The organism is Nocardia sp. NPDC058499, from assembly GCF_042719915.1.
In the GTDB taxonomy this organism is placed as follows: domain Bacteria; phylum Actinomycetota; class Actinomycetes; order Mycobacteriales; family Mycobacteriaceae; genus Nocardia.
The window spans coordinates 313,490-332,190 of the sequence record NZ_JBHXMZ010000005.1; the positions used below are offsets into that span (position 1 = coordinate 313,490).

At 67.9% G+C, this 18,701-nt stretch carries 19 protein-coding genes; 17 read left to right on the forward strand and 2 right to left on the reverse strand.

What is annotated here, in order from left to right:
* Nucleotides 1-26: 26 nt before the first annotated feature.
* The 6 genes from ACFWPH_RS17915 (at nucleotide 27) to ACFWPH_RS17940 (ending at nucleotide 6,809) form a co-directional block, all read left to right on the forward strand.
* Nucleotides 27-809 carry a GntR family transcriptional regulator gene (locus tag ACFWPH_RS17915; RefSeq protein WP_378752282.1) on the forward strand — a complete coding sequence of 261 codons (783 nt, stop codon included), beginning with the start codon at nucleotides 27-29 and terminating at the stop codon, nucleotides 807-809.
* Complete coding sequence (locus ACFWPH_RS17920; RefSeq protein ID WP_033246130.1) at nucleotides 810-1,037, forward strand: ferredoxin family protein; 228 nt, start codon at nucleotides 810-812, stop codon at nucleotides 1,035-1,037.
* A 7-nt stretch (nucleotides 1,038-1,044) separates the two neighbouring features.
* Nucleotides 1,045-2,424, forward strand: coding sequence for an ABC transporter substrate-binding protein (locus tag ACFWPH_RS17925; protein ID WP_378752285.1), 1,380 nt, complete (start codon nucleotides 1,045-1,047; stop codon nucleotides 2,422-2,424).
* A gap of 74 nt (nucleotides 2,425-2,498) precedes the next feature.
* On the forward strand, nucleotides 2,499-3,275 hold the full coding sequence (locus tag ACFWPH_RS17930; protein ID WP_378752668.1) for an ABC transporter permease: 777 nt from the start codon (nucleotides 2,499-2,501) through the stop codon (nucleotides 3,273-3,275).
* Between the two features lie 121 nt (nucleotides 3,276-3,396).
* Entirely contained in the window at nucleotides 3,397-4,110 is a 714-nt protein-coding gene (locus ACFWPH_RS17935) for an ABC transporter ATP-binding protein (RefSeq protein ID WP_378752670.1), read from the forward strand.
* On the forward strand, nucleotides 4,107-6,809 hold the full coding sequence (locus tag ACFWPH_RS17940; protein ID WP_378752287.1) for a fumarate reductase/succinate dehydrogenase flavoprotein subunit: 2,703 nt from the start codon (nucleotides 4,107-4,109) through the stop codon (nucleotides 6,807-6,809). Before ACFWPH_RS17935 ends, ACFWPH_RS17940 begins: the two co-directional genes overlap by 4 nt.
* Nucleotides 6,810-7,168: 359 nt before the next feature.
* Here ACFWPH_RS17940 and ACFWPH_RS17945 read toward each other — a convergent pair whose 3' ends face one another.
* Complete coding sequence (locus ACFWPH_RS17945; RefSeq protein ID WP_378752289.1) at nucleotides 7,169-8,842, reverse strand: FAD-dependent oxidoreductase; 1,674 nt, start codon at nucleotides 8,840-8,842, stop codon at nucleotides 7,169-7,171.
* The gene (locus ACFWPH_RS17950; RefSeq protein ID WP_378752291.1) at nucleotides 8,842-10,200 is read right to left on the reverse strand and encodes a cytochrome P450; all 1,359 of its coding nucleotides are present in this window, start codon (nucleotides 10,198-10,200) and stop codon (nucleotides 8,842-8,844) included. The genes ACFWPH_RS17945 and ACFWPH_RS17950 overlap by 1 nt, the downstream gene beginning before the upstream one ends.
* 214 nt (nucleotides 10,201-10,414) lie before the next feature.
* Here ACFWPH_RS17950 and ACFWPH_RS17955 point away from each other — a divergent pair, with 214 nt between their 5' ends.
* The 11 genes from ACFWPH_RS17955 to ACFWPH_RS18005 all read left to right on the forward strand — a co-directional run bounded on the left by ACFWPH_RS17955 (nucleotide 10,415) and on the right by ACFWPH_RS18005 (nucleotide 18,597).
* A complete protein-coding gene (locus ACFWPH_RS17955; RefSeq protein ID WP_378752293.1) occupies nucleotides 10,415-11,314 on the forward strand; it encodes an SDR family NAD(P)-dependent oxidoreductase in 900 nt (299 codons plus the stop codon).
* 35 nt (nucleotides 11,315-11,349) lie between these two features.
* A complete protein-coding gene (locus tag ACFWPH_RS17960; RefSeq protein WP_378752295.1) occupies nucleotides 11,350-12,456 on the forward strand; it encodes a TIGR03857 family LLM class F420-dependent oxidoreductase in 1,107 nt (368 codons plus the stop codon).
* A 3-nt stretch (nucleotides 12,457-12,459) separates the two neighbouring features.
* Nucleotides 12,460-13,563 (forward strand): phosphotransferase, encoded by a 1,104-nt coding sequence (locus ACFWPH_RS17965; RefSeq protein ID WP_378752296.1) that lies wholly within the window; start codon nucleotides 12,460-12,462, stop codon nucleotides 13,561-13,563.
* Nucleotides 13,564-13,651: 88 nt separating this feature from the next.
* On the forward strand, nucleotides 13,652-14,014 hold the full coding sequence (locus tag ACFWPH_RS17970) for a hypothetical protein (RefSeq protein WP_378752298.1): 363 nt from the start codon (nucleotides 13,652-13,654) through the stop codon (nucleotides 14,012-14,014).
* Nucleotides 13,992-14,201 (forward strand): hypothetical protein, encoded by a 210-nt coding sequence (locus tag ACFWPH_RS17975; protein WP_378752300.1) that lies wholly within the window; start codon nucleotides 13,992-13,994, stop codon nucleotides 14,199-14,201. Before ACFWPH_RS17970 ends, ACFWPH_RS17975 begins: the two co-directional genes overlap by 23 nt.
* Before the next feature lie 113 nt (nucleotides 14,202-14,314).
* Entirely contained in the window at nucleotides 14,315-15,475 is a 1,161-nt protein-coding gene (locus tag ACFWPH_RS17980) for an LLM class flavin-dependent oxidoreductase (RefSeq protein WP_378752302.1), read from the forward strand.
* Complete coding sequence (locus ACFWPH_RS17985; protein WP_378752304.1) at nucleotides 15,472-15,996, forward strand: MarR family winged helix-turn-helix transcriptional regulator; 525 nt, start codon at nucleotides 15,472-15,474, stop codon at nucleotides 15,994-15,996. Before ACFWPH_RS17980 ends, ACFWPH_RS17985 begins: the two co-directional genes overlap by 4 nt.
* Nucleotides 15,996-16,679, forward strand: coding sequence for a CE1759 family FMN reductase (locus ACFWPH_RS17990; protein ID WP_378752306.1), 684 nt, complete (start codon nucleotides 15,996-15,998; stop codon nucleotides 16,677-16,679). Before ACFWPH_RS17985 ends, ACFWPH_RS17990 begins: the two co-directional genes overlap by 1 nt.
* A 119-nt stretch (nucleotides 16,680-16,798) precedes the next feature.
* Nucleotides 16,799-17,566: a trimeric intracellular cation channel family protein gene (locus ACFWPH_RS17995; protein WP_378752307.1), complete on the forward strand. Its 768-nt coding sequence runs from the start codon at nucleotides 16,799-16,801 to the stop codon at nucleotides 17,564-17,566.
* A 165-nt stretch (nucleotides 17,567-17,731) separates the two neighbouring features.
* Nucleotides 17,732-18,190 carry a helix-turn-helix transcriptional regulator gene (locus ACFWPH_RS18000; RefSeq protein ID WP_378752309.1) on the forward strand — a complete coding sequence of 153 codons (459 nt, stop codon included), beginning with the start codon at nucleotides 17,732-17,734 and terminating at the stop codon, nucleotides 18,188-18,190.
* Nucleotides 18,187-18,597: a VOC family protein gene (locus ACFWPH_RS18005; RefSeq protein ID WP_378752311.1), complete on the forward strand. Its 411-nt coding sequence runs from the start codon at nucleotides 18,187-18,189 to the stop codon at nucleotides 18,595-18,597. Before ACFWPH_RS18000 ends, ACFWPH_RS18005 begins: the two co-directional genes overlap by 4 nt.
* The last annotated feature ends 104 nt before the right edge of the window (nucleotides 18,598-18,701 follow it).

Genomic DNA, 18,701 nt, shown 5'->3' on the forward strand with positions numbered 1-18,701 from the left:
GCGAAACGCCGCTATCGTCACCGTTCATGCAGGTCAGCAAGATGAACCCCGAGCAGTCGGGCGGCGCCACGCCTGTCCGCCGGTTGCGTGCGGACCAGGCGAGGCGTGTTGCCGATATCCTGCGCCGGCAGGTCCACATCGGCACCGTCGGCGATACCCTGCCCAGCGAACAGCAACTGGCCGCGGAACACGGGACATCCCGTAACACCATCCGCCATGCGCTGGCTCTGCTGCGGGACGAAGGACTGATCGACCGCGCGCCCCGGGTGGGAACCCGGGTAGCCGCCGAGAAATTCGACCACGGACTGGACGCGCTTCTGGGCCTGCAGGAAACCCTGGAGGGACGCGGAACAGTCCGCAACGAAGTCCGCGTCGGCCAGTGCATCACCGCTCCGCCGGTGATCGCTCGGCGGCTCGGCCTCGAATCCGATGCTCAGGTCGTCTACCTGGAACGCCTGCGTTATCTCGGCGATCGGCCATTGAGCCTCGACCTCACCTACCTGGCCCCCGATATCGGCGCCCGCGTCCTCGACCACGACCTCACCCACACCGATGTGTTCGTTCTCCTCGAACAGCTCAGCGGGCAATTCCTCGGTTCGGCGGATCTGAATGTCGAGGCGATACCCGCCGACCGGCATACCGCCGCCACGCTCGATGTCCCCGCAGGCGCACCGCTGCTGATGCTCGAACGTCTCACCCGTCTCGACGACGGAACACCGGTCGACCTCGAGTACATCCGTATGCGCGGTGACCGGATCACCCTGCGCGGCAGTCTTTCCCGCACGAACCCCGAATGGAAGGTCCTCTAGATGGCCCTGGCGAACCAGCGCACCGATATCCCCGTGACCATCGACGAATCGCTGTGTATCGAAGGCTGCACCCTGTGCGTCGAGATCTGCCCGCTCGACTCGCTCGCGATCAACCCCGACAACGGTAAAGCGTTCATGCACGTGGACGAATGTTGGTACTGCGGCCCCTGCGCCGCCCGCTGTCCCACGGGCGCCGTCACCGTCAACATGCCGTATCTCCTGAGGTAGACCCATCATGCCCACACTGAAACGTCTGGCCGCGTTGCTCGCCGCCGGGGCGCTCACCCTCACCGGGTGCTCGCTGGAAGACGCCACCGCCGGCGATACGGTGCGCGTCGTCATCGGATACCAGTCCAAAACGATCAATACCGTCACCGCGGGCACCCTGCTGCGCGCGCAAGGTTATCTGGAGCAGCGGCTGGCGCAGCTCACCGAGGACGGCGGGCCCGCCTACGAGGTCGAATGGCAGGATTACGACACCGGCGCCCCGATCACCGCGCAGATGGTGGCGGAGAAGATCGATATCGGTTCCATGGGGGATTACCCGCTGCTGATCAACGGGTCGCGCAGCCAGGCCAACGAGCGTTCCCGTACAGAGTTCCTCTCGGTCACCGGCTACAACCCCAAGGGCGCGCTGAACATGGTGGTGGTGCCCCCGGATTCGCCCGCTACAGCTCTTCCCGACCTGGCGGGGAAGAAGATCTCCGCCAGTGTCGGGTCCGCCGGGCACGGCACACTGGTGCAGGCGCTGACCCGCGCGGGTATCGACCCGGTCACCGGGGTGGAGGTGCTCAACCAGCAACCGCAGGTCGGTGCGTCGGCCCTGGAATCGGGGCAGGTGAGTGGCCTGTCGCAGTTCGTCGCCTGGCCGGGGTTGCTGGTGTTCCAGGACAAGGCGAAACTGCTCTACGACGGCGCCGAGTTGAACGTTCCGACATTCCATGGGGTCGTCGCCCGGAAGGACTACACGGCGCAGCGTCCCGAAGTAGTGGACGCGTTCCTGCAGGCGCAATTGGACGCCACCGAATTCCTGTGGCGGGAACCGCTGGAGGCCGCGCGGATCGTGGCCGAGGGGTCGGGACTGCCGCAGGAGGTGGTGTACCTCTACAACGGTCCTGGCGGCACCTCGTTCGACACCACCCTCAAACCGAGCCTGCTGGCCGCGTTCAAAGACGATGTGCGGTACCTGAAGTCGATCGGCGATTTCGCCGATCTCGATACCGACGCCTTCGCCGACGACCGGTTGATCCGGGCGGCGTTCGCCGCCCGCGGCCAGGATTACGACACCGCTCTCGCCGACACCACCAATCACACGACCGGTTCGGGCACCGAGCTGTGGCTCGACGGTCAGCACACCACCCAGCCGGCCGGTAGTCCGACCGAGCTGCTCCGCGCCGTGAAAGCCGCCCGGGCGCAGGGGAAGACGATCCGCGCCGCCTACGTCGTGGATTCCGAATTGGGCACCCGCTGGTTCGCCGACAAGGCGGTGTGGTTGCGCGAGGGGGCGACCTACCTGGCGTTCACCACCCCGGCCGCCGCTGGCCGCTACCGGCACACCCATCCCACTGCTGAGCCGGTCGATTACGACCAGGCCGTCGCGGAGGTCCGGTCGTGACTGTCGCCGCCCCCGCCGATTCGGGCGCCGCACTACACAGCGACCGCACCCGTGCGCGACCCCGCACCCGCTCGGTGTGGCCGGGCCGGGCGCTGCGGCTGGGTTCGGTGGCCGGTGCGGTGCTGCTCTGGCAGCTGCTGACTGCCGCCGACGTCCGGCTGTGGCTGCGTTTCGACACCCTTCCCACGGTCACCGAAGTGCTCGCCGCGTTCGGTCGTCAGCTGGGTACCGACGTCTACTACCTGGACCTGGCGCAATCGCTGATCCGCATTCTCACCGGTTTCGTCATCGCGACCGTGCTCGGTGTGGCGAGCGGCATCGCGCTGGGCCGGTCCCGGATATTCGCCGGGATCCTCGGTCCGCTCACCGAACTCGCCCGCCCCATCCCGGCGATCGCGGTAGTGCCGATCGCGATCCTGCTGTTCCCCGACGACGAAGCCGGGATCGTGTTCATCACCGGTCTGGCCGCCTATTTCCCCATCATGGTCAGCACTCGGCATGCCGTGCGCGCCCTGCCCACGCTGTGGGAGGACTCGGTACGCACGCTCGGCGGCAACCGCTGGGATGTCCTGGTGCGCGTCGTATTCCCCGGCGCACTGCCGGGGATCTTCGGCGGGCTCTCGGTCGGCCTCGGGGTCGCCTGGATCTGCCTGATCTCCGCCGAGATGATCTCGGGCCGGCTGGGTGTCGGCTACCGCACCTGGCAGGCCTACACCATCGTCGACTACCCGGGCGTGTTCGTCGGGATCCTCACCATCGGCGTCCTCGGTTTCGGCACCTCGGCGGCGATCGAACTGCTCGGCCGCCGAGTCACCCGCTGGCTGCCGAGGGGAGAGGAGAACGTCCGGTGAGCGAGCGCCGTCATCCCGGTTTCTACCGGATCCCGATCACAACCCCCGCAGAAAGGACGCCGTCTTGGTGACCACCACTCTCACCACCCGCGAGGCGTCACCGGAAACCGGCGAGCACGGGATGGCCCTGCGCCTGGACGCAGTATCGCTGTCCTACACCGGCGATCCGGTGATCGCGGACCTGTCGCTGGATGCCCGGCCCGGCGAGATCCTCGTACTCACCGGACCTTCCGGCTGCGGTAAATCCACCGTGCTGCGCGCTTTCGCCGGACTGCTGGCCCCCGATGCGGGCCGGGTCCTCGCCGACGGCGATCCGGTGACCACCACCTCCCGCGACCGCGCGGTCGTCTTCCAGGACAACGCGCTGTTGCCGTGGCGCAGTGTGCGCGCCAATATCGAGCTCGCGCTGCGGTTGCGCGGCGAACCGAAGGCCGGGCGCCGTGCCGCCGCCGACCGCTGGATCGCCGAAGTAGGGCTCACCGGGTTCGCCGACTACCTGCCGAAAAGCCTGTCCGGCGGGATGCGGCAGCGTGTGCAGCTGGCCCGGGGGCTGGCCGGAGCCCCGCGTGCGGTGATGATGGACGAACCGTTCGGCGCACTCGACAGCCAGACCCGGGCCACCATGCAGCGCCTGCTGATCGAGACCTGGCGCACCCACCCCACCACCGTCGTCTTCGTCACCCACGATGTGGACGAGGCCCTGCTGCTCGGTGACCGGGTCGCGGTACTCGGGCGGGCCGGTCGACCACTGCGCGCCCTGATCGACATCCCGAATCCGCGCGAAACCGCCGACCGGCAGGCGGATCGCGCCCGGCTCCTGGAGGCGCTGTCGTGACCGCACCCGCCTTGTTCACGGCACCCGAGATCGCCGAAACCGTTCGCCTCGACTGCGATGTCCTGGTCATCGGCGGTGGCACCGCGGGCACGATGGCCGCGCTGACCGCCGCCGAACACGGCGCGAACGTACTTCTGCTGGAGAAGGCGCACGTCCGGCACTCCGGTGCGCTCGCCATGGGAATGGACGGCGTCAACAACGCGGTGATCCCGGGGAAGGCCGAACCGGAGGATTACGTCGCCGAGATCACCCGGGCCAATGACGGAATCGTCGACCAGCGCACTGTGTACCAGACCGCGACCCGCGGTTTCGCCATGGTGCAGCGGCTGGAACGCTACGGCGTCAAGTTCGAGAAGGACGAATACGGGGAGTATGCGGTGCGCCGGGTGCACCGGTCGGGGTCCTATGTGCTGCCGATGCCCGAGGGCAAGGATGTGAAGAAGGCGCTGTACCGGGTGCTGCGGCAGCGCAAGAACCGGGAACGGATCCGGATCGAGAACCGGTTGATGCCGGTGCGGGTACTCACCGACGGCGGCCGCGGGGTGGGGGCGGCCGCGCTGAACACCCGGACAGGCGAATTCGTCACGGTCGGGGCGAAGGCGGTCGTCCTGGCAACCGGACCGTGCGGGCGCCTGGGATTACCCGCCTCCGGTTACCTGTACGGCACGTACGAGAATCCGACCAACGCCGGCGACGGCTATTCGATGGCCTATCACGCCGGCGCGGAGCTGAGCGGGATCGAATGCTTCCAGATCAACCCGCTGATCAAGGATTACAACGGCCCCGCCTGCGCGTATGTGGCGAATCCGTTCGGCGGATACCAGGTGAACGCCCAGGGGGAGCGGTTCGTGGACTCCGACTACTGGTCGGGGCAGATGATCGCGGAAGTGAAACGTGAGATCGATTCCGCGCGTGGACCCATCTACCTGAAGGTCTCACATCTGCCCGATGAAACCCTGCGCACTCTCGAAGGGATTCTGCACACCACCGAACGCCCCACCCGCGGTACCTTCCACGCCAACCGCGGCCACGACTACCGTACTCACGATATCGAGATGCATATCTCCGAGATCGGTTTGTGTGGCGGGCATTCCGCATCCGGGGTGTGGGTGGACGATAATGCCCGGACCACCGTGCCCGGTCTGTATGCGGCCGGTGATCTGGCATGCGTCCCGCACAACTACATGATCGGCGCCTTCGTCTTCGGAGAACTGGCCGGCGCCCACGCCGCCGGAACCCTCGCCGATGTGCCCGCCCCGGAAGAATTGCCGGCCGGCCAGATCGCCGCCGCCCACGAACTCGTCTATCAGCCGCTGCGTAACCCCGACGGGCCGCCGCAACCGCAGGTCGAATACAAACTGCGCCGTTTCGTCAACGACTATGTCGCGCCCCCGAAAACCGCCGCCAAACTCTCGCTGGCGGTGGAAACCTTCGAACGGATGCACGGTGACCTCGCCGAAATGGGTGCGCGCACCCCACACGAACTCATGCGCGCCGTCGAGGTGTCGTTCATCCGCGACTGCGCGGAAATGGCCGCCCGCAGTTCGCTGACCCGCACCGAATCCCGCTGGGGCCTCTACCACGAACGCGCCGACCTCCCGGAGCGCGACGACCAGCAGTGGCGCTACCATCTCAACCTCCGCAAATGCGCCGACGGCACGATGGAGTTCCTGAAGCGGCCGGTCGCGCCGTATCTGGTGCCGGTACCCGGACTCGAAGATCTTCCCTCGATGGACGAGCCGGTCGTCATCGCTCAACCCGACCTCATCGGGCACCGCCGCGCCCCGGAAACCGCTACGCCCGAACCGGCCGGTGTGGTCGCCGAACCCGCTTCCGCCGCCTCGCCGCGGCTCGTTGCGTTACTCGCCCTGGATGCACCCACCGCCGCGCAACTCGCGGATTACCTCGGCGATCCCGACGACCTGGTGCGGGTCGCATCGATCGGGGCACTGACGGAGAGCACCCCCGACGGCTACGCGCCACTCCTGGTGCAGGCACTCGACGATGGGTCGGCCACTGTCCGCGCAGCCGCCGCGGCCGCACTGCGTGAACTCGTGGAAGTCCTGCCTTCCCCGGCGGGCCTCGCCGACCGGCTCGGTTCCGGCGACCCGGTCGTCCGCGCGGCCGTCGTCGACCTGTTGCGCGCGCTACGTGCGGGCACGGTTACCGATTACCGTGCGGCTCTGGGCGATTCCGACCACCGCGTCCGGATCGAAGGCGTCCGGGCACTGGTCTCGCTCGACGAACGCGAGGCGATCGCGGCCGCGGCCACCGATCCCAACCGCGAAGTGCGTATCGCGGCTGCGCAGGGTGTGGCCACGGTCGGCGGCGGCGGTACCGATATCGTGCGCGCGCTGTCCGGCGACCGTGACCCACTGGTGCGGGCCGCTGCGCTCGCCGCGTTCGCCGGGACCGGTGCCGCAGCGGCCGATATCGATACCTGTATCGCCGCGCTGCGGGACTCGGCCTGGCAGGTCAGAGTCGGTGCGGCCCGGGGTTTGGCGGCGGCCGATCCCGCCTCGGCAATTACCGCGCTGTCCGGCGCGCTCGCGGACCCGCACCTGGATGTACGCAAGGCAGCGGTGCTGACCCTGACGATCTGGCCCGGGTTCGAACCGGCCCGTCTGGCGCTGCACGGGGCGGTCGACGACACCGATGCGGACGTTCGCGCCTACGCGCGCCGAGCCCTCGTGACGTGAGTTGATCGCGCTGACCGGCGGTTTCCGGTATCCGAGGCACCTGGAACCCTCGGTTGCCGCGCGGGCCTCAGCGAGACGCCTCATGCCCAAGGGCGAGGCAGTATCTCGCTGTCGGGTGCTTGTCAGGTCGTCTCGCGTGCGGATCAGCTCTGACGGTGTCCAGTCCCAGCGAGATTCGGGCGGCACACGGCCGTAGGTGGTGGCGTCGATGCGCACCGCGGTGAGGCCCAGATCCCACGGGCGTGCCATCGCTCGTCGAAGCCGATGACCGGCGAGACCGGCCGGTGCCCGGAACCATCCGGGGAGCCGCGCACCAGGCGTTGCCGGCCGCCGCGGACATAGGGCGGATGTCTGCTCGATCAGCCGCGGCGTGCGGTTGCCAGCAGTTGGTCGACGGTGGCCAGTTTGATCCGGGGTCGTCCGGCGGCAGCGCCCGCGGCCCGCTCGGCACGGTCGATAGCCTGCCAGGCAGTGCGGTCGAGCATCTCGGGTCGACGCTGCCGGACCAGTTCCGTGAGGGCGGTGCGGTCCCGGGCGGGAGCGGCCAATGCGCCGGCCCGGAAATCGTCGAGGATGGCTGCGACGGTTTCGGCGGCATCGGCGCGGTTCGAGCCGATCACCCCGCGGGGTCCGCGTTTGATCCAGCCGGTCGCGTAGACGCCGGGAACCGGTGTTCCGGCGGAGTCGACGACTCGGCCCGATTCGGTGGGCAGTATCCCGCGGTCGTCGTCGAACGGCAGATCGCCGATCGGTTGCCCGCGGTATCCGACGGCGCGCAGGACCAGCGACGCGTCCAGTTCATCGGTGTCGGCGGTCGGCCGGGCGGTGGGTGATCCGGCGGGGCCGGTGAGTTCGTTGTGCACATACCGCACGGACCGGACCCGTTCGTCGCCGGTGATTTCCGTGGGGGAGACGCAGTATCGGAACCGGATTCGCTTGTGCCCGTCGCGCGGCGGCCGGGCCGCGTACTCGCCGGCGGCGGCTACCTTCAGCCCGAGTTCGTACGCGGCGTCCGGACTGTCCAGGAATGCCTGCGCGGTCTCGTCGAGGACCACATCCGCCGGGTCGACGACGATATCGACCCCGGTCAACCGCCCCAGCGCCCGGAATTCGGGGGCGCTGTAGGCCGCTTGCAGCAGTCCGCGCCGGCCGAGGATCACGACCTCACGGATCTCACTGTGCCGCAGGGCCGCCAGCGCGTGGTCGGCGATATCGGTGGCCGCCAGTTCGTCGGGTTCCATGGTGAGCACCCGCGCGATATCCAGCGCGACGTTGCCGTTGCCGACGATCACTGCTCGCTGCCCGGACAGATCGAATTCCCGGTCCGCGTACTCGGGGTTGCCGTTGTACCAGGCCACGAATTCGGTGGCGGAGTGGCTGCCCGGCAGGTCTTCGCCGGGAATGCCGAGCCGCCGGTCCGCGGGCGCGCCGACCGCGTAGATCACCGCGTGCACGCTGTCCCGGAGTTCTTCGTGCGTGATGTGGGAACCGATTTCGGTGTTCAGATACATCTGTAGTGTGTCGCGTTTGAACGCGGCCGCGAACATATCGGTGACCCCGCGGGTCTGCGCATGGTCCGGCGCCACCCCGTAGCGGGCCAGCCCCCACGGAGTGGGCAACCGGTCGAACATCTCGACCTCCACCGACCCGGCGGACAGCAACTGTTCGGCGGCATAGCAGGCGGCGGGGCCGGTCCCGACGATCGCGACCCGCAACGTCCCCAGATCCTTGGCGAGGCGCCGTACCGGCGGCGGGGGAGCCATATCCGGTTCCAGGGGGTGTTTCGCGAAATATCCGGCGTTGACGTCGAGGAATCCTTCGAGATGTTCGGGTAGATCCTCTTCGGCGTAGATCGCGTCCACCGGGCAGGCCTCGTAGCAGGCGCCGCAGTCGATGCAGGTGTCCGGATCGATGTAGAGCATTTCCGCGGTCGCGAACTGCGGGTCCTCGGGGCGCGGCCGGATGCAGTCCACCGGGCATTCGGCCACGCAGCTCGCATCGTTGCAGCAGCGCTGCGTGATGACATACGCCATCAGTTCTCCCTGCGCCTGCGCCGGTAGCGCACCGTGCACGGTTGCTGCAACTGCACCACCATTTTGGAGTGGTCGTTACGGTAGCTCTCCGAAGGCTGCACCATCTCGAACTCCCAGTCCCGCAGGAGCACCGAGAAGATGGCCTTCAACTGCATCAGCGCGAACGCGGCGCCCACGCAACGGTGCCGGCCGGCGCCGAACGGGATCCAGGTCCAGCGGTTGACCAGGTCTTCCTGGTTGGGGTCGATATAGCGGCCGGGGTCGAAACTGTCCGGGTTCGGGAAATCCTCCGGCAGCCGGTTGGAGATCGCGGGGGTGGCCGCGACATGGTCGCCTTCGGCGATGGTGTGCCCGCACACCTCGAACTCGCCCTGAGCCACCCGCATCAGGATGATCAACGGCGGATGTAGCCGCAGCGTTTCCTTCAGCACCGCCTCCAGCTGCGGGATCTGGCGCAGCGCGTGGAAGCTCACTTCCTGGCCGTCGGCGTAGAGCTCGTCGAGTTCCTTCACGACCCCGGACAGCACCTCCGGGTGGCGCAGCAGTTCGATCACCGACCACGCGGCGGTTCCGGAGGTGGTGTGATGGCCGGCGAACATCATCGAGATGAAGATGCCGGTGACCTCGCTTGCGCTGAAATGCGGTGTGCCGTCTTCCTTCTTCACCGACACCAGCACATCGAGCAGATCGCGGTCCTCCTTGTCCGCGGGCGGGTTCGCGATCCGGTCGTTCATGATCTCCTGGACCAGCTCGACCAGCTGCGCCCGGGATTCGTCGCGGATCCGGAAGCTTTCGATCGGCATATACGGGTCCACGTACGCCAGGGCATCGGTCCCGCGTTCCAGGTTGTGGTACAGGTGCGCGAACCGGCTGTCGAGTTCCTCGCGGAACTTCGTGCCGATCAGGCAGGCCGAGGAGGTGTAGATGGTGAGTTCAGCGAAGAAATCGAGCAGGTCGATCTCGCCCTCGTCGCCCCAGTTCGCCAGCATCCGGTCGACTTCGCGTTCGATGGTGGCGGCGTGGCCGCGCATCTGATCGCCGCGCAGCGCGGAATTGTGCAGCATCTCCTTGCGCCGCTCCGGGCTGGCGTCGAACACCACGCCCTCACCGAAGATCGGTTTCATGAACGGGTAGGCGGCGGCCTGGTCGAGGTCCTCGTCGGCGGCGCGGAAGAAGAATTCGTTCGCCTCGGCTCCCGTGAGCAGGATGACGTGGCGGCCGGCGAGTTCGAACTGGCCGACGTCGCCGCATTCCTCCCGGACCCGGCGCATGAGCGCGATCGGGTCGGTGCGGAATTCCTCCAGATGGCCGTGTTCGTGTTCGCCTCCGGACACCCGCGGCGGTTTCACCGAAGTCATGTGGAAATCCTTCCCCAGATTACTGTCCAGGATCTATGTTAGACACCTGTCCAGACAGTACTACGGCAAGCGGACTGCAATCAAGGCGTGCCATCGAGGCCGGCTCCGCGAACCGCTGACGCAGCCACGCCAGGATGCCATACTGTCCGGACACCTGTACGGAATAGTGTTCGGCCCGCGGTCAGTCGCCGGCCCCGGAAACGAGAGCAGGTCCATGAGCGGTCAGCAATCCCTATGGGGCCGCGGCGCCGTGGTCGTCGGCGCCACCAGCGGTATCGGTCACGCCGTCGCCCACGCCCTGGCCCGGAACGGTGCGGGAGTGGTCGTGAACGGCCGCAACGAAGCCGCCGTCGAACGTGCCGTCAACTCGCTCACCCTCGGTGGGCAGCGCGCGGTCGGCGTCGCGGGCAGCGCGGCCGACGAAACCGTCGCCACCGAACTCGTCGATACCTGTGTGCGTACTTTCGGCACCATCGATATCCTCGTCAACTGCGCCGGGGCCGCCGAACCGGCCGAATCCTCGATTCTGAATGTCAGCACCCGTGATTGGCGGGCCCTGCTCGACTCGCACCTCACCACCACCTTCAACACCTGCCGCGCCGCCGCCCCGAAAATGGTGGCGCAACGCCGCGGCAGCATCATCAACACCAGCTCCTTCGCCTATCTGGGCGATTACGGCGGTACCGGCTACGCCGCCGGCAAAGGTGCGGTCAACAGCCTCACCCTCGCCATCGCCGCCGAACTCGCCGAACACGAGGTCCGCGCCAACGTCGTATGCCCGGGTGCGAAAACTCGACTGTCCAGCGGGTTCGCCTACGAAGCCAAGATCATGGAGCTGTATCGCCGCGGCATGCTCGACGAAATGAGCAAGGATGCCGCCCTCGACGCGCCGCCCGCCGAATACGTCGCCCAGCTCTACCTCTACCTCGCCGGCGCGGATGCCCGGGATATCACCGGGCAGATCTTCGTCGCCGCCGGTGGGTTCGTCGGCCGCTACGACCGGCCCACCCCGAGCATCCTCGGCTTCCGCGACCACAACGACACCCCGCCGTGGACGGCCGAGGAGCTGCACAAGATGATCGGCGGCAACAGTGAACAGGCCGGGCGGGCATGAGCGGGCCAGGGCGGGACGTGCATAGCGAAGGAGAGTTGCCGGTCATACCGGACAGCTACGGTCCTGGCGAATTCCCCGAACTCGGCTGCTACGGGCTCGCCGGCCACGCCACCGACCCGCACGCCCTGCTCGGCGAAGCCCGCACCGCCGAACAACTCGGCCTGGGCACCCTGTTCCTGTCGGAACGTTTCAACACCAAGGAAGCCTTCACCCTCGCCGCCGCCGCGGGCGCGGTCACCACCGACCTGCGGATCTGCACCGCCGCCACCAACCACAACACCCGCCACCCGCTGGTCACCGCAGCCGGTGCGGTCACCCTGCACCGCCTCACCCGCGGCCGCTACAGCCTCGGCCTGGGTCGCGGTTTCGACGCCCTGTTCGATGTGATCGGCCTGCCCCGCATCACCTCCGCGCAGCTCCGCGACGCCGTCGATATCTACCGCCGGCTCTGGCGCGGCGAAACCGTTCTCGGTCACGACGGGCCCGCCGGAAAATACCCGCTGCTGCAACTGGACCCGTCCTACGACGAGAACATTCCGGTCACCCTCACTGCCATCGGCCCCGCGACCCTGCGGCTCGCCGGGGAGATCGCCGACTCTGTCGTCCTGCACACCTTCTTCACCGACGACACCACCGCCCGCGCGGTGCACACCATCCGCACCGCCGCCGAAGCCGCCGGCCGCGACCCTGCCGCTATCCGGATCTGGTCCGTTCTGGCCGTCGTGGACGAATCGCAGGGCGAGCTTGCGCGGCTGCGTAAACTCGTCGGCCGCCTCGGCACCTACCTGCAGGGGTACGGCGATATCCTCGTCCGGGTCAACGGCTGGGAGCAGCAAGTACTCGACGACTTCCGCGCGCATCCGCTGGTCACCGGAGCCGGTGGGGCGCTGGACGCGGTCGCGAGCCCGGAAACCCTCGTCGCCGTCGAAGACCTGCTACCGGCCGAATGGCTCGCCGCCTCGGCGACCGGCACCGCCACGCACTGCGCCACAAGGATCGCCGATCAGTTCCGCGCCGGGGTCGACGGCGTCATCCTGCACGGCAACACACCCGATGAGCTGACCCCCGTGCTCGCTGCCTGGCGGGAGTACCGCCGGAACGAGAAATCCGCGGGCCCGGCGGACCGATTCCCGGAGAAGTGATCGATGACCCTCCCCACCACCGTCGCCGAGCTCACCCCCGAATGGCTCACCACGGCGCTACGTGCCCCTGTCGAGGAGGTCGTCGCCGAGCCCGTCGGTACCGGCCAGATCGGGTCGGTGTACCGGTTGAGGCTCACCGGCGCCGGCGTCCCGGAAAAGCTCCTGGCCAAACTCCCCGCCGCCGACGCCGGCACCCGCGCGATGCTCGCCGGCGCCTACCGGCAGGAGGTCCGGTTCTACACCGAGATCGCAGACACCGTCGCGGTTCGTGTGCCGCACTGTCACTATGCCGAAATCCAGGGCGACGGCAGTGAATTCGTGCTGCTGCTCGAGGACCTCGCACCCGCCCACCAGGGCGATCAGATCACCGGCTGTCCGGTGACGCACGCCCACCAGGCCGTGGCGAACCTCGCCGGGCTGCACGCGCCGCGCTGGTGTGACGAGTCCCTGCTGGAAATCGAAGGATTCAGCCGCAACGGTCCCGAGGAAGCCGCGACACTGGGCGAACTCTACGGTCCCACCACCGATCTCTTCCTCGACCGCCTGGGCGATCGCCTGACTCCTGAGGACTGCGATACCGTGCGCGCCTGCGGTGCGGTGATCGCCGACTGGCTGGTCGCCCGGCCCGAACGATTCGGCCTGGTCCACGGCGACTACCGCCTGGACAACCTCCTGTTCGGTGCGGGGGAGCCGGCGGTGGTGACCGCGGTCGACTGGCAGACCGTCAACCTCGGGCTGCCCGCCCGCGACCTCGCCTATTTCGTCACCACCGGCCTCGATCCGGAGATCCGGCGCGCCGAAGAGGAGTCTCTCGTCGCCACCTACCATCGGCGGCTGCTCGAATTCGGGGTCACCGGCTACGCACTCGACGACTGCCGCCAGGATTATCGGTTCGCGACCCTGCAGGGCCCGCTGGTCGCAGTCTTCGGCGCCGCCTACGGCACACCCACCGAACGCGGTGACGCCATGTTCGCGACCATGATCCGCCGCAGTTGCGCCGCCATCCGCGATCTGGATTCGCTCACCGCCCGACCGGCGCCCGTGCGCCCCCCCGCGGCCCGGCGCCGGGTCAGTGCCGAAACGCCGCTAGTGTCGAAAACTCGGTAGTACAAACACGTTTCGAAGGATCGGCGCCGCGCTGCGGCGCCCTGGGGGAGGAATTTCCATGTATCCAGGTCAGCAACCATCGCCACCGATGCCGGGTTACCAGACGCAGGTCATCCCCGAACCGAACGAGGTCACCTTCGTCTCCGATAAATCCACTGCCCGCGCCCTCAGCCGGGTGACGCCATTGATGACATGGCGGCTACGTGCCACCTGGATATTGATCGCCGTCCTTCCGGTCCTGCTGATGATCGGCGGAGCCTTCCGGCTGCTGGCCGGCGGCTCGGATACCGATTTCGACGTTCTCGAGATGGTCGGCGCGTTTTTCGTCGTCGTCGCTTTCGAACTGGTGGTGCTGGCGCCGGCGACCCTCTGGACGATGGTGCGCGGTAACGCCAACGTCCGCCGGTTCGCCCGGACCTGCACCCCAGATGCGGGCGCGCTATACCCATAACGCCCTGTACCTCCGGTTGCCGCTGACAGTCGATATCGATCTCGCCTACACCGGTATCAAAAACGCGGACGTTTTCCGGAACGTGGTGTACCTGCGTCTGAGCAACGGGAAAGGTATGCCGCTTCCGCGGGCACTGGTTCCGAAGGCGGCGCCGGCGCTGATGCGGGACGGCGGAGTGCATACCTGACCCTTCACCTGCTGTGAGCCGGGTCCCGTGCCCGGCGCACACCGGAATAACCCCACCACCCCCTCGGTTCAAGTAGATGCAAATGCATAGAACCTACGGCGGGAGTGACATCAATGCAGTTCGGAATCTTCTCGGTCAGCGATATCACGCGTGACCCCGTCACCGGGGCGACCCCCAGCGAGGCCGAGCGCATCGAGGCGATCGTGCAGATCGCGAAGAAGACCGAGGAAGTGGGCCTGGATGTCTTCGCCATCGGCGAACACCACAATCCGCCGTTCTTCTCCTCCTCGCCGACGACTCTGCTGGCCCATATCGCCGCCCTCACCGAGCGGCTGATCGTCACCACGGCGACCACCCTGATCACCACCAACGACCCGGTGAAGATCGCCGAGGACTACGCGATGCTGCAACATCTGTCCAAGGGCCGGATGGATCTCATGCTCGGCCGCGGCAACACCGGGCCTGTCTACCCGTGGTTCGGCAAGGACATCCGAGCCGGTCTGCCGCTGGCGCTGGAGAACTACAACCTGCTGCACCGGCTGTGGCGCGAAGACGTGGTGGACTGGGACGGTAACTACCGCACCCCACTGCAGGGCTTCACCGCCACCCCGCGACCCCTCGATGGTGTGCCGCCGTTCGTCTGGCACGGTTCCATCCGCACCCCGGAGATCGCCGAACAGGCCGCCTACTACGGCAACGGGTTCTTCGCCAACCACATCTTCTGGCCGACCGCGCATTCGCTGCAGCTCATCGAGTTCTACCGGCAGCGGTTCGAGCACTACGGTCACGGCACCAAGAAGCAGGCCATCGTCGGACTCGGCGGGCAGGCCTATATCGCGAAGAAATCCCAGGACGCGTGGAACGAGTTCCGGCCCTACTTCAACGAGGCCCCGGTCTACGGTCACGGCCCCTCGCTGGAGGATTTCGCCGAGATGACCCCGCTGTCGGTGGGCAGCCCCCAGGAGATCATCGACAAAACTCTCACCTTCCACGACACCTTCGGCGACTACCAGCGCCAGCTGTGGCTGATGGACCATGCCGGCCTGCCGCTGAAAACGGTGCTGAACCAGCTCGACCTGCTCGGTTCGGAAGTGGTGCCGGTCCTGCGCAAAGAACTGGAATCGCGGCGCGACCCGGAATCGGCGCCCGCCCCGACGCATGAGGCGCGGGTCACGGCCGAATACGGTGACACCCCGCCCCGGCAGGCCCGGCCGGGCGCCAATCAGGGCGACAACCTCGCCGGCGCCAGCCCGTACCTGGATGCCCGGGTATGAGCGAGTCGGGCCCGGAGGCGGTAGCGCGGCGCGCGGACACGTCCGGGCGGCCCCGAAGCCGGCTCTCGGGCGCGTCCAGAACCAGCAGCCGGCTGGCCAACGACGCCTGGGAGTCCCTGCTCACCGCGCATGCCGCGTTGATGAAGCAGTTCGCGGCCGAGGACGTCTGGCACGGGCTGACCATGCGGGAATACGACGTGCTCTACACGCTGTCGAAATGCCCGGAACCGATCCGGCCCGCCGAACTGAACCGGCACGTGTTGCTCACCCAGCCGGCACTGTCCCGGATGGTGGACCGGCTCATCGAACGCGGTTTCGTGCAACGCACCCGCGACCCGCACGACGGCCGCGGGGTCCGGCTCTCCCTCACCGCGGAGGGCCGGGCGCGGCAGCGCCGAGTGGGTGGCCGGCACGCGGTCGGCGTGGCACGGGCGCTGACCGGCGTACTCACCGACGACGAGCTGTGCGCACTCGAACAGATCTGCGGAAAACTCGCCGACACCACGAACAGGAAACAGTAATGACATCGAACGGACAGGTACGCGACCCCTACCGGTTGGTCGTGGTCAGTGGCGGCACCAGTAACCCTTCCTCGACCCGGATGCTTGCCGACCGGATCTCCGCCCGCGTCGGCGCGCTGGCCGCCCGTCGTGATGCCCGGGTCACCGTTACCGTGATCGACCTGCGGGAACTGGCCACCGAGATCACCACCGCCCTGGTATCGCAACTGATGGGCCCGAAGATGACCGCGGCGATCGACACCCTGGCGGCCGCCGACGGGCTGGTGGTGGCAGCTCCCGTGTACAAGGCCGCCCCGAGCGGTCTGCTCACTTCCTTCTTCCACGTCCTCGACAACGATCTACTGATCGCCAAACCGGTGATCCTGGCCGCGACCGCCGGCACCTCCCGGCACGCCCTGGTCGTGGACGAGCAGATGCGCACCCTGTTCGCCTTCCTGCGCACCATGACCGTGCCCACCTCTCTGTTCGCCGCCTCCCAGGACTGGAACGACACAGATATGAACAAGCGGATCGACCGGGCCGCGCTGGAACTGGTGCTGCTCATGGAAAGCGAATTCGCGCACCGGGTGAAGGCCGAATCCTGGGACAGCTACCAGCACACCTTCGGGAGCGCAGGCGGCAGCGAGGTCGGTATCGATCTCGATACCGACCTCATGCGCATGGCGGCCGGCGGCGCGGGCTGACCGCGGCACGAGGCCGCCGGGATCGATCGCTCGGGTAGGACCGGGCGGCCCGGCGAGCAGACGACCGGGCCTCGTCCCGGCGGCGGGAAGGGCACGGCCACGCGTGTTAGCTTGCTGCCGTGGCGGCACCTATCGACACCATCGACCAGGTCACCCGGTATCTCGATCTGGCAGGCGTCCTGGCGTGCGCCATGCTGGGCGGTGCGGTGTCCCGAAGCGAGGGACTCGACCTGTTCGGCTTCCTCGTCGTCGGTATCGTCTCCGGGCTCGGTGGCGGCATCATCCGCGACACCCTGCTGCAACAGGGTCCACCGGTGGCACTCACCGACTACGCCTACCTGCCCACCGCGGTGCTCGGCACGATCATCTCCTTCGTCATCCACCTCAGCGAAAACGCCTGGGACCGGCTGTTCACCGCCCTCGATGCCGCCGTCATCGGATTCTGGGCGGTGACCGGCGCCCAGAAAACCCTGGCCGCCGGGCTCGGCTGGCTGCCCGCGATCCTGTTGGGGATCACCACCGCAGTCGGCGGCGGCGCCACCCGCGACGTACTGCTGCGGCGAGTTCCGGCCGTGTTCGGCGGCAACGGCCTCTACGCCAGCGTTGCCGCGGTAGTGGCCGCCACCATGGTCGTGTGCACCTATCTCGGGGCCCCGGCGCTCGGCATCGTCGCGGGTATCGTCTGCTCACTGCTGCTGCGGCTGGCCGCCGTCCGGTTCGGCTGGGGTCTGCCCAACGGCCTCGAATGGCAGCCGCACACCCGCCTGGCCGAAGCCTTCCGTGGGGCCCGGCCGCAGCGCCGCCGGCGCAGCCGCCGTCCGCGCGTAGAACCGGGAGAATCGCACACCCGGATCCGGGCGAATCAGAGGGGGCTCAGCGACGAGTAGCCTCCTCGGCTGCGTTACCGGCGGGCGGCCGTGCACGTCGACGGGTAACTGTGCCGCGGCCACGACGGAGGCCCGCCGGACACGCCTGGGATCACGATATGTCCGTGGCCGGCGCGACCTGCGGGGACTGGGCAACCGGGTGCGCGCTATGGCACGATTTCTGGCGTGACCAGCAAACCCGCCACCGACCCCCGGTTACGTGACCTCGCCCTGCTGCGGCGGGTCCGGGACCGGATGGACCGCGAGTTCGCGCAACCACTCGACGTCGCCGCGCTGGCCCGCGGCGTCAATATGTCGGCCGGCCATCTCAGCCGCCAATTCCGCCTCGCCTACGGCGAATCGCCCTACGGCTATCTGATGACCCGGCGGATCGAACGCGCCAAGGCACTGCTGCGCCGCGGCGATATGAGCGTCACCGAGGTCTGTTTCGCGGTCGGCTGTTCCTCGCTGGGCACGTTCAGCACCCGCTTCACCGAACTGGTCGGTGTACCGCCCAGCATCTACCGGCAGCAGGCGGACGGCGAAGCGGCCGGGATGCCGAGCTGTGTTGCCAAACAGGTGACAAGACCGATCAGGAATCGAGAAGCGCAGGTCACCGCGGCGCGGCTAGCGTCGTCGTCATGAACCTCACCATCCACTCCAGCTACCTCCCGCACGACGACCCGGACGCCGCCCTGGCCTTCTACCGTGATCTCCTCGGGTTCGAGGTGCGCAAAGATGTCGGCTACGAAGGGCTGCGCTGGATCACCGTGGGCCCCGCCGGTCAGCCCAGTACTTCCATCGTGCTCACCCCGCCGGCCGTGGATCCCGGTATCACCGACGACGAACGCCGCATCATCAGCGAGATGATGGCCAAGGGCACCTATGCCGGGATCAACTTCGCCACCGAGGATCTCGACGGCACCTTCGACCGGCTGCAGGCCGGTGACGTCGAGGTCATCCAGGAACCGACCGATCAGCCGTACGGTATCCGCGACTGCGCCGTCCGCGATCCGGCCGGAAATATGATCCGTATCCAGCAGGCCGGCTGAACGAACCGGGGGCAGGCGTGCACCTCGCGTGGTAGCGCCGGCAGCGAAACCGTCGATATCCGAGCGGGTGGGCACCGGATCCACGAGAGGTCCGGTGCTCACCG

What these genes read in the sequence shown, in the direction of transcription:
- ACFWPH_RS17915 (WP_378752282.1), top strand. Translation starts at nt 27, where the DNA reads ATGCAGGTCAGCAAGATGAACCCCGAGCAGTCGGGCGGCGCCACGCCT.
- ACFWPH_RS17920 (WP_033246130.1), top strand. Translation starts at nt 810, where the DNA reads ATGGCCCTGGCGAACCAGCGCACCGATATCCCCGTGACCATCGACGAA.
- ACFWPH_RS17925 (WP_378752285.1), top strand. Translation starts at nt 1,045, where the DNA reads ATGCCCACACTGAAACGTCTGGCCGCGTTGCTCGCCGCCGGGGCGCTC.
- ACFWPH_RS17935 (WP_378752670.1), top strand. Translation starts at nt 3,397, where the DNA reads ATGGCCCTGCGCCTGGACGCAGTATCGCTGTCCTACACCGGCGATCCG.
- ACFWPH_RS17945 (WP_378752289.1), bottom strand. Translation starts at nt 8,842, where the DNA reads ATGGCGTATGTCATCACGCAGCGCTGCTGCAACGATGCGAGCTGCGTG.
- ACFWPH_RS17950 (WP_378752291.1), bottom strand. Translation starts at nt 10,200, where the DNA reads ATGACTTCGGTGAAACCGCCGCGGGTGTCCGGAGGCGAACACGAACAC.
- ACFWPH_RS17955 (WP_378752293.1), top strand. Translation starts at nt 10,415, where the DNA reads ATGAGCGGTCAGCAATCCCTATGGGGCCGCGGCGCCGTGGTCGTCGGC.
- ACFWPH_RS17965 (WP_378752296.1), top strand. Translation starts at nt 12,460, where the DNA reads ATGACCCTCCCCACCACCGTCGCCGAGCTCACCCCCGAATGGCTCACC.
- ACFWPH_RS17970 (WP_378752298.1), top strand. Translation starts at nt 13,652, where the DNA reads ATGCCGGGTTACCAGACGCAGGTCATCCCCGAACCGAACGAGGTCACC.
- ACFWPH_RS17975 (WP_378752300.1), top strand. Translation starts at nt 13,992, where the DNA reads ATGCGGGCGCGCTATACCCATAACGCCCTGTACCTCCGGTTGCCGCTG.
- ACFWPH_RS17980 (WP_378752302.1), top strand. Translation starts at nt 14,315, where the DNA reads ATGCAGTTCGGAATCTTCTCGGTCAGCGATATCACGCGTGACCCCGTC.
- ACFWPH_RS17985 (WP_378752304.1), top strand. Translation starts at nt 15,472, where the DNA reads ATGAGCGAGTCGGGCCCGGAGGCGGTAGCGCGGCGCGCGGACACGTCC.
- ACFWPH_RS17990 (WP_378752306.1), top strand. Translation starts at nt 15,996, where the DNA reads ATGACATCGAACGGACAGGTACGCGACCCCTACCGGTTGGTCGTGGTC.
- ACFWPH_RS18005 (WP_378752311.1), top strand. Translation starts at nt 18,187, where the DNA reads ATGAACCTCACCATCCACTCCAGCTACCTCCCGCACGACGACCCGGAC.